Consider the following 13861-nt stretch of genomic DNA (forward strand, 5'->3'; position numbering starts at 1 on the left):
AGCGGCGGCGGCCGTTTTCCTCATATGACCGCCGCCGGCGGAAAATGTTGAGCGCTAACATAAAATGCTGTAGCATTCAGATCCGTCACAGCAGCGGTTTTGCGCTATGAAAAAGCTTGCCTTTCGGCGACGGCGAATATTGCAGATCGGCGCCGGCGGCGTTGCTGCGGGCGCTATCTCCGGCTTTGGAGCCGCACCTCCATCCGCCGCGTCCGGCAAGGGTTCAAGGCCAAAAGCGGCCGGCCAGCCGTTTCCCCGGGGGGTGAGCCTGCCCTCAGCGCCGCCGCCCCAGCCAATGTCGCCGGACGAAAGCGTCGGCGTCGCCATCATCGGGCTCGGCCGCTACGCCCTCGCCCAGATCATGCCCGCCTTCGCGGCGGCTCGGGGCTGTCACATCGCGGCGCTTGTTTCCGGCAACGCCGGAAAAGCGAAACGCGTCGCCGCCGCCTACGGGCTCGATGAAGATCGCATTTATAATTACGAGAATTTCGGCGACATCGCCTCCGACGACCGCGTCGACGCGGTTTACATCATCCTGCCCACAGGCCTGCACGCCGACTGGGCGGAAAAAGCTTTCGCGGCCGAAAAGCACGTTCTCTGCGAAAAACCGATGGCGCTTTCCGCTACGGAATGCGAGCGCATGATCGCCGCTTCAGAGCGCGCCGGCCGCAAGCTCATGATCGGTTATCGTTGTCATTTCGAGCCTTATAATCTGCGCGCCATGGAGCTGATGCGCGAAAAAGCGCTCGGGGATTTGCGGCTCATCAGAACCGCGCATCAATACAGAACCGGCATGGCGACGCCCGCCGAGAACTGGCGCCTCAATCGCGCGCTCGCCGGCGGCGGCCCCCTGGAGGACTACGGTCTGTACGGCCTGCAGGCGTCCCTCTATCTGACCGGCGAAACGCCCGAAAGCCTGTCCGCCTATACGCTTCAACCGAAGAACGATCCGCGCTTTCAGGAGATTTTCGCGCACGCATCGACACAATTGCGGTTTCCCTCAGGCGCGGTCGCGCAACTGGCGACTTCCTATGATTCCTTCGGCATGAATGCGGTCTCGGCCCGCGGGGCGAAGGGCGCGCTCGTAATGGAGCCGGCGACAAGCTACAGCGGCAACGCCATGGTTCTACAAACCTACGGCGCGCGCGAAACGCTGACGCCCGGCACATCAAGCGTTCAGTTTGCGCAACAGCTCAGTCATTTCGCTAAAGCCGTGCGGGAAAACGCGGTCATCCGCACGCCCGGAGAGATGGGTCTACGCGATATCCGTCTTATCGAAGCCATCTACAAAGCCGCGGCGTCGGGACGAACCCTCGCCTTGAACGCCGATGCAACCCTAAAAGACTGACGTCAGCCTTTAACAAAACAAAACCCCGAAACAGGGGCCTGGAAACGCCCGCCGCGGCTTGCGGCCTGAACTGGAGAGCCACAGCATGCAACCGAACAGGATCGCCGGCGTTCTCGGCGCCATTCTGTTGTCGTTTTCAATTTCCGCGCGCGCCCAGGCGCCGGATCTTGACGCCCTGATGGCCAAGATGTCGGTTGAAGAAAAAATCGGCCAGTTGAATCAGGTCGCCGGCGGACGAAGCAAGAACCTTAATTCCCGTATCGACGATGCAGAACTCGACCGTGTTCGCCAGGGACATGTCGGCTCTTATCTTCATGTGGCCGGCGCGGCGTTTCTGAAGGAGCTTCAACGGGTCGCCGTTGAAGAATCGCCTCACGGCGTTCCGCTTCTTTTTGCGATGGACGTCGTCCATGGCTATCGCACGATTTTTCCTGTCCCTATCGCCATGGCCTCGACCTGGGACCCGGCGGCCGCCGAAGACATGGCGCGCGTGTCGGCGGCGGAAGCCTCAGCGGCGGGCCTGCACTGGACCTTCGCGCCCATGGTCGACATCGCCCGCGACCCGAGATGGGGGCGCATTGTCGAGGGGAGCGGCGCCGACCCCTATCTCGGCTCGGTGATGGCGGCGGCCCAGGTGCGCGGTTATCAGGGCGGCGACCTGTCCGAGAAGAATACGATCATGGCGACCGCAAAACATCTCGGCGCCTATGGCGCAGCGGAAGGCGGCCGCGATTACGACAGTGCAGACATCTCCGTCAGGACGCTGAACGAAGTCTATCTGCCGCCCTTCTTCGCCGCCGCCCGCGCGGGAACAGCGTCCTTCATGACGGCCTTCAATGACATTGCAGGCGTTCCGACTACCGCGAATGGAGCCCTTATCAACGGCGTCGTGCGCGACAAATGGGGCTGGAACGGCGTCATCTTAAGCGATTGGAACGCGATCGCCGAACTCATGAATCACGGAGTCGCCGCCGACCGCGCCGCCGCGGCAAGGCTCGCTCTGTCCGCCGGCGTCGATATGGACATGACAAGCGGCGTTTACAGCGACGACTTGAAAGATGCTGTTTCGCACGATCCCGCCCTGGCGGGAAAACTCGACGCCGCCGTGCGGCGTATTCTCAAGGCGAAAGCCGATCTCGGTCTTTTCGACGACCCTTACAAATATCACGATCCCAAACGCGAGAAGACCGTCATCTTGAGCGACGCGCATCGCGAGGCCGCCCGCCGCGCAGCCGAAAAAGCCGTCATCCTTTTAAAAAACGAAGACGACTTGTTGCCGCTTACCGAAACGCCGAAGACCATCGCCGTGATCGGCGCCCTCGCCGATGACGCGCTCTCCCAACTCGGCTCCTGGCGGGCGCAGGGAAAAGCGGCGGACGTCGTCACCCTGCTCGAAGGCCTGCGGCGACGCTATCCGGATGCGCAAATCACCTTCGAGCCCGGCGCCGAAAACGGCGCAGCGACAAAAAAGACTTTGCGCCGCGCGGCGCGCGTCGCGCGCTCGGCCGATGTCGTCATTCTCGCGATTGGCGAAAATTACGATTTAAGCGGCGAAGCGCGCAGCCGGTCGGACATCGCCTTGCCACCGGCGGACGCCGCGCTTTTCAACGCCATTGCGGAAACGGGAAAACCTTTCATTACGATCATCATGAGCGGGCGCCCGCTTGCCCTTGGCTATGTCGCGGAACGCGCGCCGGCGCTTCTGCAAAGCTGGTATCTTGGCGTCGAAGCGGGCAATGCGCTTGCCGCGGTCCTTTCAGGGAATGTCTCCCCCGCCGGGCGGCTTCCCGTCGACATGCCGCGGGTCACCGGCCAGGCGCCCTATGTTTACAGCCATCGCAATACGGGAAGGCCGGCGGACCCTGACATCACGAAAGATACTGCCCGTTATCATGATTTGCCCATAACGCCGCAATTCCCGTTCGGCTACGGTCTCAGCTACGCGACATTCGACTACGGGGAGGCGCAGATAAGCGCCGCTGACGTTCAGCCGGGAGAAACCGTCACAATCTCGATTTCAGTCACAAACACCGGCCCGGTCGCGGGCGACGAAGTCGTGCAGCTTTACCTGCGCGATCCCGCCGCTTCAATCGCGCGGCCGGTTAAAGAGTTGCGCGGTTTCAAGCGCCTCCGCCTTGAAGCGGAAGAAAGCGCTGAGGTTGAATTCGATCTCGCGGCGGCAAGTCTCGCTTTTTTTGACGCTGATGAAAAATGGCGCGTTGAAAAAGGAAGGATCGACGTGATGATCGGCGCATCATCGGCCGATATACGCGCGACGACGCGGTTCCGCATTATGAATGACGGCGTTGCGGCTTCGCCTGGCGCCGCCGTCGAAACGCCCGCCAAAGTCATAAAGATTGAAAATTAGGGATAGGGGTTGAGAGATGAAACAGGAAGCGTTGAGCGTCATGCTCGCAATAATTTCAGCTTATTCGGCGGGGGAGCCGAACGCGGCGGCGCAAGAAACGACTGCGGCGGACGTGCAATACAGGGCTGTCGTTATAGACCGGCGAGACCCCCGTCTCGACGCCATCATCGCCCAGGACGCCAAAGCGGAAATTATCGCCGAAGGCCTCAAATGGTCCGAAGGCCCTGTCTGGATCGGCGGCGCGGAAGACGGCTATCTCCTGTTCTCGGACGTTCCCGGCAACCGCATGTACAAATGGAGCCGAGACGGCGGCGCCGGTGTTTTCCTCGATCCTTCAGGCGCGCCGCATGATGCGGAAGGTTTTCGCGAGCCGGGCTCCAACGGCCTTATCCGCGACATATCGGATGACAGCATTCTCGTCGCCAATCACGGGCTGCGCGCGGTTGCGCGTCTCGATCTCAAAACCAGGCAATATGAAATTCTGGCCGATGAATATGGCGGCGAACCGTTCAACAGTCCGAACGACCTTGTTCTCGCAAGCGACGGCGCGATCTATTTCACCGACCCGCCTTACGGGCTCGACGGTATTAGCGACTCGCCGATGAAGCGCCAGCCGGCGAACGGCGTTTATCGGCGCGATCCGTCGGGCGCCGTCGCCTTGCTGATTGACGATCTCACATTCCCGAACGGGATCGGCCTCTCGCCTGACGAAAAGACGCTCTATGTCGCCGTCTCGGACCCGAACAATCCGGTCATTCTTCGCTATGACCTGACGGCGGACGACATTCCGGCGAGCCGAACCGTGATCCATGACGGCGCGAGCAAAAAGGCGCAAGGCGAACCCGGCCTGCCGGACGGCCTCTCCGTCGACGCCAGGGGCAACCTCTTCGCCACGGCGCCAGGCGGCGTTCACATCTTTTCACCCGGCGGCGATTTGCTTGGCGTCGTCGACACCGGCGTAAGCAATGCGAATTGCGCGATCGGCGAAGGCGGGAAAACGCTTTTCATCGCCGCGAACCATCAGGTTTTGCGCCTGCCCCTCGCATCCGCTCATGCTGAATAGGATTGCGACATCACTGCGGACCGAGACGCGCTTCGACCTCCCGCGCCGCCGCCGCGATGACGTCTTCCTGGTCAAGGTTTGCGTCAATCACGATCGCGTTTTGCGGCCGGAGAAGGGTTCGAAACTGCGAACGCAGCATGCCCGCTTTCATGAAATGGCCCGGCCGCCGTTCAAGACGCCGGGCAATCATCTCTTCGGGCGCGTCGAGGAACAGGAAATCCGTTTTGCAGCTTATGCTTTCGCGCAAACGGCGCCTCACGCCCGGCGTCAGGGCGGAACAGCTGGCGAAAACAAGATTGCCCGATGCTTTGTTGACGGCGTCCGCCAGCGCGTCAATCCAGGGCGCGCGGTCCTTTTCCGTCAGCGGTTCGCCGCGCGTCATCTTCTCGACATTCGCGGCGGGATGAAAATCGTCGCCTTCAAGATAAGCGCCGCCGAAACGCGCGGCGAGGCCGGCGGCGAGCGTCGTTTTTCCGGCGCCGGCGACGCCCATGACGATGAAAACATGCGAAGCGGTTTTCATGGGTCCCTTAAAATATCGTCGTGAACTGATTGATCGGGGAACAGGCTGGCGGATGCAAGAACAAATGAAAAGCGATGCAATTTTCGATCCCGCCGCAGAGTTGCCTGAAGACTGGCGGTCGGGATTATTTGTCGGGCGCATCGACAGGGGCGAAGGCCCCTCGCCCGTCTTGTTGCGCGCAGGCCGCCTCTTCGACATCGCCAGCAGCGCGCCGACTGTTTCCGACCTTCTTGAAGACGCCGCCGCCGCCCGACTTGAGGGCGAAGATCTCGGCGATCTCGCCTCGCTTGAGCTTTCCGCCGACGCCTGCGCGCCGCTGCGCCTTTTGAGCCCCCTCGACCTTCAATGCGTGAAAGCGGCGGGCGTCACCTTCGCCGTCTCGACTCTCGAGCGAGTTATTGAAGAACGGGCCGGCGGCGATGCGGACAAGGCGGAAGACATCCGCGCCCGGCTCGAACATGAAATTGGCTCAGGGCTTCAATCGGTCATCCCCGGAAGCGACGAGGCGGCGGCGCTCAAAACCGCGCTGATGGAGGCGGGGCTCTGGTCGCAATATCTCGAAGTGGCGATCGGTCCCTATGCGGAAATTTTCACCAAAGCCCCCGTGCTTTCGGCCATCGGCTGGGGCGCGGATATCGGCGTCAGATCCGATTCCGGCTGGAACAATCCGGAACCCGAGATCGTCATCATCGCTGACAGCAAAGGCGGCGCCGTCGGCGCGACGCTCGGCAATGACGTCAATCTGCGCGACCTTGAAGGACGCTCAGCCCTGTTGCTCGGCAAAGCCAAGGACAACAACGCCTCCTGCGCCGTCGGACCGTTTATCCGGCTTTTCGACGACCGCTTCTCCATGGACGACGTGCGCCGCGACGACGTTTCCCTGCGCATTACCGGGGAAGACGGCTTCTCGCTCGAAGACATCAGCTCCATGAGCAAAATCAGCCGCGACCCCGGGGATTTGCTGCGCCAGTGCTTTAATCAGCATCAATATCCGGACGGCGCCGCGCTGTTCCTCGGCACGATGTTCGCGCCGACCAAGGACCGGGACGGCGAAGGCGGCGGCTTCACCCATAAAGAAGGCGACCGCGTCGAAATCAGCTCCGAAAAACTCGGCCGCCTCGTCAACCGCGTCACGACATGCGATGCGGCGCCGCCCTGGGAATTCGGCCTGCGCGCGCTGATGCAAAATCTCGCCAAAAGAAATCTGATCCGAACGCCGGATCGAAAAACAGGAAACGCCGATGACTGAAAAGAAAAAAGACCTGCGGTCCAGGGCCTGGTTCGGCGGCGCTGACAAACCGGGTTTCATGCACAGAAGCTGGATGAAGAACCAGGGCTTTCCGGCGCATCAATTCAAGGGAAAGCCGGTCATCGGCATCTGCAACACCTGGTCGGAGCTGACGCCCTGCAATGCGCATCTAAGACAAGTCGCGGACCGGGTGAAGCAGGGGGTCTATGAAGCCGGCGGGTTTCCGCTCGAATTTCCGGTCTTTTCAAATGGCGAAGCGCTCTTGCGCCCGACGGCGATGCTGACCCGCAATCTCGCCTCCATGGACGTGGAGGAATCGATCCGCGGCAACCCCATCGACGGCGTCGTCCTGCTGGTCGGGTGCGACAAGACCACGCCCGCGCTCGTTATGGGCGCGGCGAGCTGCGACGCGCCGGCCATCGTCGTCAGCGGCGGACCGATGCTGAACGGCAGGCACAAAGGAGAGATCGTGGGCAGCGGTACGACAGTGTGGCGCCTCAGCGAACAGATGAATGCGGGCGCCATCACAGCCGAAGAGTTCATGAGCGCGGAAGAGTCCATGTCGCGCTCGGCCGGCTCGTGCAACACCATGGGCACCGCCTCGACCATGGCGTCCATGGTCGAGGCGCTTGGCCTCAGCCTTCCTCATAATGCGGCTATTCCCGCCGTCGACTCGCGCCGTTACGTGCTCGCCCATATGTCGGGCATGCGCATTGTCGACATGGTAAAGGAAGGATTGAAAATTTCAGACGTCGCAACCCGCGCCTCTTTCTTAAACGCCATTCGCGCCAACGCCGCCATCGGCGGGTCGACCAACGCCGTCATTCATCTGATCGCCATGGCCCGGCGCATGGGCGTCGAACTTTCGCTCGACGATTGGCAGACCCATGGCCGCGACGTGCCGACCATCGTCAATCTCGTTCCCTCCGGAAAATATCTGATGGAGGATTTCTATTACGCCGGCGGCCTGCCGGTCGTGTTGCGCCGTCTCGGCGAAGCCGGCCTTCTCGACAAGGAAAGCCGGACCGTCAACGGACATACGATCTGGGAGAATGTGAAAGACGCCTCCTGTTATAATGAAGACGTTATCAAACCAATGGACGCGCCGCTCGCCGCGCATGGCGGCGTCGCCATCCTGCGGGGCAATATCTCGCCGCGCGGCGCAGTGCTGAAGCCGTCCGCAGCGACGCCGGCGCTGATGAAACATCGCGGCCGCGCCGTCGTGTTCGAAAACTATGAAGATTATCACGCCCGCATCGCCGACCCGGATCTCGATATCGATGAGAGCTGCGTCATGGTGCTGAAGAATTGCGGCCCGAAAGGCTATCCCGGCATGCCCGAAGTCGGGAATATGGGCCTGCCGCCGAAACTTCTGAAAAAAGGCGTCACGGACATGGTGCGCATTTCCGATGCGCGCATGAGCGGCACGGCTTACGGAACGGTCGTTCTTCACGTCTCGCCCGAGGCCGCCGACGGCGGCCCCCTCGCCGCCATCGAAGACGGCGACATCATCGACCTCGACGTCGAAAAAGGCACGCTTTCGGTCGCGCTTTCCAATGCGGAAATCGAAGCCCGGCTGAAAGCCCGCAAAACGAGCGCCGCATTTCAGGACGACGGCTATGCGGGGCTTTACCAGAAACATGTTCTGCAGGCGGATGAAGGCTGCGATTTCGATTTCCTGGTCGGCTGCCGCGGCGCGGGCGTTCCGGCGGACTCTCACTAACCGGCGCGAAGGCGCGCACTGAACGGGGCGAACAAGACCCCGTGTGAAACAGAAAGGAACGGAAATCATGAAGAGACGCTCGCAAACCGAAACACGGAACGCCGGCTGATGGCGGAGTGGCAGCCGCTGATCGCCACCGGCGCGGGCGTCGTCGCGCTTCTGGTTCTTATTCTCTGGGCGCGCATGAACGCATTCATCGCGCTCATTCTGGTCGCCATCTTGAGCGCGATCGCCGGCGGCATGGGGCCGGAAGAGGCGCTCGACACGGTCATCGCCGGCATGGGCGGCACGCTCGGCTTCATTGCAGTCGTCATCGGACTGGGCGCCCTGTTCGGCGCCATGCTGGAAGCCTCGGGGGGCGTCACGGTTCTGGCGAACAGCCTGCTTCACAAGCGCGGCGCCGGAACCGGGCGCTGGGCCATGGCGTTGATCGGACTTCTTGCTTCAATTCCCGTTTTCTTCGACGTCGCGCTGATCATTCTGGCGCCGCTTGTCTTCGCATCGGCGCGGCGCGTCGGAAAGCCGGCGATGACCTTCGGCCTTCCGCTTCTGGCGGGGCTTGTCGTCGCGCATTCCTTCATACCGCCGACGCCGGGACCGATTGCGGTCGCGAAGATTATCGGGGCCGATCTCGCCTGGATGATCGTCTTCGGCCTGGTCTCAGGCGCCCTGGCCGCCGCCGTCGCCGGCCCCGTCTTCGCATCGATCCTCGATCGTTTGAAAGCGACGCCTTCGGGGCGCGACCACTTTTCCGGCGCCGAAGCGAATGATGAAGCGCCGGTGATGGGCGCCGGCGCCACCGCGGCCGTTATTATCGCGCCGCTCATTCTTATACTCGCCGGCACGCTCGCGAGAACGATGATCCCGGCGGAGGCTGCCGGCGCGCCGGGGCTCATCCGCAATATTCTCGTCCTTGCAGGCCATCCTTTCGTCGCGCTCATTCTCGCCTGCGGCGGCGCCTATATGTTTTTCCGCGGCGGCCCTGTGACGGCGAAAGCCCGGCTTTCTCTCGCCCTGTCGAAAGCCCTCGAGCCCACCGGCGCGGTCATTCTCGTCACCGGCGCGGGCGGCGCCTTCAAACAGGTTCTTGTTGAAACCGGCGCCGGCGGACAGCTTGCCGAAGCCGCTTTAAGTTTCGGCATGACGCCGATCCTCGCCGGGTATGTGCTGACGCTCCTGATCCGCATCGCGCAAGGCAGCGCGACGGTGGCGATGATCACCGGGGCCGGTCTCGTGGCGCCCTTCGCCGAGAGCGCCGGGCTGTCCGGGCCGGAGCTTGCGCTTGTGGCGCTTGCCTGCGCGGCGGGCTCGGCGGCCCTGTCGCATGTGAACGATTCCGGTTTCTGGCTGGTCGGCCGGATTTTCGGCCTGACGCCGAATGAAACGCTGAGAACCTGGACGGTCACCGCCACACTGGCCAGCGTCGTCGGCTTCGCCGCCATAAGCGTGATGGCGCTTTTTATCTGATGGCGCCGCATGACCGGCATGCCGGACAATAAACCCGCCGCTTTTTAACGTTGAATCCTGTGCGGTGTTTTATTCCGCAGCCTCTTGCGACGGCTTGGCCCAGGCGCGTTTTTCGCCTTTCCGCGGCGCCTGACCGTTGATCCACGGAGACGCTATGGTTCGGGTTTTCGCACCAGAGCGCGTCGGTCGCGCGCTTCAGTCCCTCGCGCCCGCCGCATTTTCCCTGCATCCAGTGTTCAAGCCAGCCATCTTCGGTAAAGAGGCGGCGTAGCCGTCGAAAACGGCGGTTTCATCGTTGACAGGATGGGCGAGCGCCGCCCCCGGTTGCGGCTCACCGCGCCGGCGATCAGCGCTGATCCGGCGCGACGCCGCGGCGTTGATAATATTCAAGAGCGGCGGCGTGAACATGTTCTTTCACCAGCCCCGGCCAGCGTGCCATCTCGCGCGGCGCAGCCGGCAGCACGCTGGAAGCGGCGCCCTTCGCCTCCAGACAGGCGAGGATCGCATTGACGGTTTCATCCGGCGTTGACTCCCAGGCGGCGAGCGCCTGCCGGAAGGAAAGCAGGTTTATCTGCTCGCCGCCGGCGCCGCTAATCGACGAATTTTCGATTTTAAAATCATTCGCTTTATTGATCTCATTGACCGTTTCCGTCTCAACCGGAATCCAGTGCGCGCCCTTCACCTGAAGAAGCTGCGGCGCCATGGCGTCCGGCCCCTCCGCCGTCACGCTCATGATATTCCAGGTTGTCGCGTCAATACGCCCCTCTTTGATCGCCGCGGGCAGGTCGGGCGGAACGATATCGACAATTTCAACGTCGTCGAGAACGCCCCATCCATCCCGCAACAGCGCTTCGGTGAAAACCCGCACCGCGCTGGGACGCGGCGGCGCGCCGACGCTGTTTGCGCCGGAAACGGCGTTCTTCCAAAATGCCATAAGCGACAGCCGGGACGGCGTTATGCCCGATCCGTTCAGCTTCGTGATGGCACCTGTCGTCGGGCCTGAAACCTTCAGCGCGTTTACGCCTAAGTTCGGTCTGGAATTTCAGGTGAATGACAACGTTTTGTTATATGCTCGGCCCAAAGGGGCTTCAAAAGCGGCGGATGCAATATCGGCAGCAGCCAACTCACGCCGTTCACTCCTGAAAAAAATCTGGGCTTTCGAGCGCGAAGGGGGGGGATCCGCCCTGTTCAGCAACCGGCTGCGTCTTAATACGGCCTATTTCCACTACGTCTATAAAGACGTGCAAGCCCAGGACAGCGTTCAAAATCAGAGCCTCATCCGCAATGTCGGCAAGGCGGTCGTCGACGGCGCGATGGGTTGCAGGTCCGTTTCCAATATTGATTGATGCTGGGCGCGCCTATCGAAAGCTTTAAACAGCCGCGCCCGAAACTATGTTTTTGAGCGCGCTCACCGCTTTGGCCGCAGTTGGCCGCAAAGCGCTTTGCAAAACTGGCGATGCAGGAACCCGAACATTCGGAAGCCCTAACCGGCGAATGGCTGCATTTGGGTTTCGCTCGAAAATGCGCGCCGAAATCTCGGCGCCGACCCCGCCGGAAAGATTTGCTTCATGCAGGATGAGACCGCGTCCGCCGCAACGCGACAAGGTCTCGTCAATGGCGTCGTCATCGAGCGGAGACAGCCACCGCAAATCGAGAACTTCAATCTTGATCCCCTCCTCGGCGAGAAGGTCAGCCGCTTCTTCTGCGGCGCGCACGCTCGCGCCCCAAGTGATAAGCGCGGCGTCTTCTCCAGGCCGCCTTACGGCGGCCCCGCCGACAGGCTGCAACGCCCCTTCCAGATTGACGTTCTCCGCATCAAAGTAAAAAGCCCGCGATTCGATGAGAACGACAGGATCGGGATCGTCCACCGCAGCGCGAAGCATGTCGTAGGCGTCTTGCGCGGTCGCCGGCAGGCCGAGCTTGAGGCCTGGAATGTGAAAGAGCAACGCCTCAAGCGACTGGGAATGCTGCGCGCATGAACCGGGCGTCACGCCTTGCTGTGTGCGCACAACCAACGGCGCAGAGGAACGCCCTTCTGTCAGGTAGCGCACATTCGCGGCCTGATTGACGAGTTGATCGAGGGCGACCAGCATGAAATCGGCCCACATGATTTCAACGATCGGCCGCGCGCCTTTGATCGCGCTCCCAACCGCCGACCCGAGTATGGCCGCTTCTGCAATCGGCGTGTCGAATACACGGTCCTCGCCGAATTCGCGCTGCAAATTTTTTGCTGCGCCGAAGATTCCTCCCGCACGCCCGACATCTTCTCCATAGAAAAGAACCTCCGGCCGTGACGCGAGTTCGCGTCTCAACGCTTCGTTCACGGCTTGCACATAAGTCATTTTAACCGGGGAAGCGGCATGGCTGGGCTGACTTGACTGGGTTTTCGTTATCTTCGTTGATGACGGCGAGACCACATGCTCAGCCGCTCGCTCAACATCCGGAAGCGGGCTATTCGCGACGGTATCAACAACTTCATCCAGGTTGCGATCGACCTTAGTCCGAATATCTTGCAGAGTCGCGGCGTCGCCCAAGCCGGATTCCAGTATGGACCGTTCCAGCAGATCGATTGGATCGTTCGCCGCCGCCGCCGCCTTATCGTCCTTGGAGCGATAATGTTCGATGTCTTTATTATAATGGCCCCAAAGGCGCGGCACAGCGCACTCGATCAGTGACGGCCCCATCCCCTCACGCGCCTGGTCAGCGGCAATTGCGATGGTTTCACGAACGGCGAAGGGATCTGAACCGTCTATGGTGACGCCGCGCATGCCGTAAGCAGTCGACCGTTTCGCCAGTCTGTCGATTTTGTTGATCGACTGGTTCGGCGTCATTTCAGCCCAGCCGTTATTCTCACACAAAAACACCACAGGCAGGTTTCTGGCGGCGGCGAAGACAAAAGCCTCATGCAAAGAGCCCTGGTTCATCGCGCCGTCGCCAAAAGTAACGATCGTCACGCCATTGTCTTTGCGAAGGCCGGCGGCCATCGCCGCCCCACAGGCAATCGCCCCGCCCGCGCCGACAATAGAATTTTCTCCAATGAAGCCGCGCCATGGCGCCATCATCATCGCAGAGCCGGCGCGCCCGCCATTAACGCCGGTTGCACGGTGACATATTTCCGCCAGCGCCTCATCGGCGGCGATGCCTGCGGCCAGCGCCCAGCCATGACCGCGATAGGTGCATACAATGTCATCCTTGTCTTGAAGCGCCGCCAGGGCGCCGACCGGCACAGCCTCCTGCCCCGCACACAGATGGACCGACCCCGCAATGAGCGATTCTGCGCTCTGGCTAATATCCAGACAGCGTTGTTCGAACGCTCTTATCAGATACATGGATTCAAAAAAATCGAGGGCGGACCCGAACTCTTCTTTCCCCAAGGCCCTGCATTTCTTCTTATCGGATCCGGCCGCGCTGTCTGACATGGAAATTCGCTCTCAGTACTGATTAATCGCCGGCGGCGCTTGACCGCCAGCCCCTCTTTTCAGCGGCGCACCCTATTGGGGGAGAGAATTAATGTCAATATGTGATACATATATCATATATTGACATTTTTAGACGCGGCTTTTAGGGTCCCCTCATGATGGAGACCTTGCGAGCGTCGCCCTGCAGGGCTCGCCTCACCATCAGTCAAGGCCAGTTAAATGAATGAGGGACACCCCATGCAAAAAATCCACAATCCGAACGGCGCGCCGGCCGCCTACAGCGACGGCATTGAAACGCCCGCAGACGCACGAACGCTTTACCTTTCAGGGCAAGTCGGAATCAAAAGCGACAAATCGATCCCTTCGGGCATTACAGAGCAAACGGAAGTCTTGTTCGCTAATATGAAATCTATTCTCGAGTCAGCTGACATGACCTTTGAGGATATCGTGAAGACAACTGTCTATATGACCAATCCGGACGACTATAAATTGTTCGCCGCAACCCGCTCAAAACTTCTGGGCGATGTAAAACCGGCGTCCACGCTGGTCTATGTAAGCGGGCTCGTTTTTCCTGAATTGCTGGTTGAAGTGGAAGGCGTCGCCGTCAAATAAGGTTGCTTTAGCCGCAACCTCCATGGACAAACCACACTTAATTTAGCTTGCCGCAGAGGTAAGTTTTCTCACATGAAAAGAATGGGCGT

Annotated in this window: 11 protein-coding genes; 8 read left to right on the plus strand and 3 right to left on the minus strand. The window is 61.0% G+C overall.

Annotated elements, in window-relative coordinates; genetic code table 11:
* Positions 1 to 295: 295 nt before the first annotated feature.
* The 3 genes from CW354_RS01575 (at position 296) to CW354_RS01585 (ending at position 4779) form a co-directional block, all read left to right on the plus strand.
* Positions 296 to 1348, plus strand: coding sequence for a Gfo/Idh/MocA family protein (locus CW354_RS01575; RefSeq protein ID WP_207764613.1), 1053 nt, complete (start codon positions 296 to 298; stop codon positions 1346 to 1348).
* 85 nt (positions 1349 to 1433) lie between these two features.
* Positions 1434 to 3716, plus strand: coding sequence for a beta-glucosidase BglX (gene bglX / locus CW354_RS01580; protein ID WP_104828288.1), 2283 nt, complete (start codon positions 1434 to 1436; stop codon positions 3714 to 3716).
* A gap of 16 nt (positions 3717 to 3732) precedes the next feature.
* Entirely contained in the window at positions 3733 to 4779 is a 1047-nt protein-coding gene (locus CW354_RS01585; protein ID WP_207764614.1) for an SMP-30/gluconolactonase/LRE family protein, read from the plus strand.
* 10 nt (positions 4780 to 4789) lie between these two features.
* Here CW354_RS01585 and CW354_RS01590 read toward each other — a convergent pair whose 3' ends face one another.
* A complete protein-coding gene (locus CW354_RS01590; protein WP_165793470.1) occupies positions 4790 to 5302 on the minus strand; it encodes a gluconokinase in 513 nt (170 codons plus the stop codon).
* Positions 5303 to 5366: 64 nt separating this feature from the next.
* Between CW354_RS01590 and CW354_RS01595 the strand changes: the two genes are divergently transcribed.
* The 3 genes from CW354_RS01595 (at position 5367) to CW354_RS01605 (ending at position 9741) form a co-directional block, all read left to right on the plus strand.
* Positions 5367 to 6551: a fumarylacetoacetate hydrolase family protein gene (locus CW354_RS01595; RefSeq protein WP_104828482.1), complete on the plus strand. Its 1185-nt coding sequence runs from the start codon at positions 5367 to 5369 to the stop codon at positions 6549 to 6551.
* Positions 6544 to 8274 carry an IlvD/Edd family dehydratase gene (locus CW354_RS01600; RefSeq protein ID WP_104828289.1) on the plus strand — a complete coding sequence of 577 codons (1731 nt, stop codon included), beginning with the start codon at positions 6544 to 6546 and terminating at the stop codon, positions 8272 to 8274. The genes CW354_RS01595 and CW354_RS01600 overlap by 8 nt, the downstream gene beginning before the upstream one ends.
* Before the next feature lie 108 nt (positions 8275 to 8382).
* Entirely contained in the window at positions 8383 to 9741 is a 1359-nt protein-coding gene (locus CW354_RS01605; protein WP_104828290.1) for a GntP family permease, read from the plus strand.
* A 346-nt stretch (positions 9742 to 10087) separates the two neighbouring features.
* Here CW354_RS01605 and CW354_RS22790 read toward each other — a convergent pair whose 3' ends face one another.
* Positions 10088 to 10609, minus strand: a complete 522-nt coding sequence (locus tag CW354_RS22790; RefSeq protein ID WP_165793471.1) for a TAXI family TRAP transporter solute-binding subunit — start codon at positions 10607 to 10609, stop codon at positions 10088 to 10090.
* Between CW354_RS22790 and CW354_RS22795 the strand changes: the two genes are divergently transcribed.
* Positions 10596 to 11087, plus strand: coding sequence for a TonB-dependent receptor domain-containing protein (locus tag CW354_RS22795; RefSeq protein ID WP_165793472.1), 492 nt, complete (start codon positions 10596 to 10598; stop codon positions 11085 to 11087). The two genes, CW354_RS22790 and CW354_RS22795, sit on opposite strands and share 14 nt — an antisense overlap.
* A 24-nt stretch (positions 11088 to 11111) precedes the next feature.
* Here the strand turns inward: CW354_RS22795 and CW354_RS01620 are convergent, their stop codons facing one another.
* Complete coding sequence (locus CW354_RS01620) at positions 11112 to 13160, minus strand: alpha-ketoacid dehydrogenase subunit alpha/beta (RefSeq protein ID WP_104828293.1); 2049 nt, start codon at positions 13158 to 13160, stop codon at positions 11112 to 11114.
* Between the two features lie 237 nt (positions 13161 to 13397).
* Between CW354_RS01620 and CW354_RS01625 the strand changes: the two genes are divergently transcribed.
* Positions 13398 to 13772 (plus strand): RidA family protein, encoded by a 375-nt coding sequence (locus CW354_RS01625; RefSeq protein WP_165793473.1) that lies wholly within the window; start codon positions 13398 to 13400, stop codon positions 13770 to 13772.
* Positions 13773 to 13861 lie beyond the last annotated feature (89 nt).

Source organism: Hyphococcus luteus (genome assembly GCF_002943565.1).
GTDB lineage: Bacteria > Pseudomonadota > Alphaproteobacteria > Caulobacterales > Parvularculaceae > Hyphococcus > Hyphococcus luteus.

Bases quoted from the DNA above. Each gene is read 5' to 3' on its own strand.
- CW354_RS01590 (WP_165793470.1), bottom strand. From the start codon at position 5,302: ATGAAAACCGCTTCGCATGTTTTCATCGTCATGGGCGTCGCCGGCGCC.
- CW354_RS01595 (WP_104828482.1), top strand. From the start codon at position 5,367: ATGAAAAGCGATGCAATTTTCGATCCCGCCGCAGAGTTGCCTGAAGAC.
- CW354_RS01620 (WP_104828293.1), bottom strand. From the start codon at position 13,160: ATGTCAGACAGCGCGGCCGGATCCGATAAGAAGAAATGCAGGGCCTTG.
- CW354_RS01575 (WP_207764613.1), top strand. From the start codon at position 296: ATGTCGCCGGACGAAAGCGTCGGCGTCGCCATCATCGGGCTCGGCCGC.
- CW354_RS01585 (WP_207764614.1), top strand. From the start codon at position 3,733: ATGAAACAGGAAGCGTTGAGCGTCATGCTCGCAATAATTTCAGCTTAT.
- CW354_RS01600 (WP_104828289.1), top strand. From the start codon at position 6,544: ATGACTGAAAAGAAAAAAGACCTGCGGTCCAGGGCCTGGTTCGGCGGC.
- bglX (WP_104828288.1), top strand. From the start codon at position 1,434: ATGCAACCGAACAGGATCGCCGGCGTTCTCGGCGCCATTCTGTTGTCG.
- CW354_RS01605 (WP_104828290.1), top strand. From the start codon at position 8,383: ATGGCGGAGTGGCAGCCGCTGATCGCCACCGGCGCGGGCGTCGTCGCG.
- CW354_RS01625 (WP_165793473.1), top strand. From the start codon at position 13,398: ATGCAAAAAATCCACAATCCGAACGGCGCGCCGGCCGCCTACAGCGAC.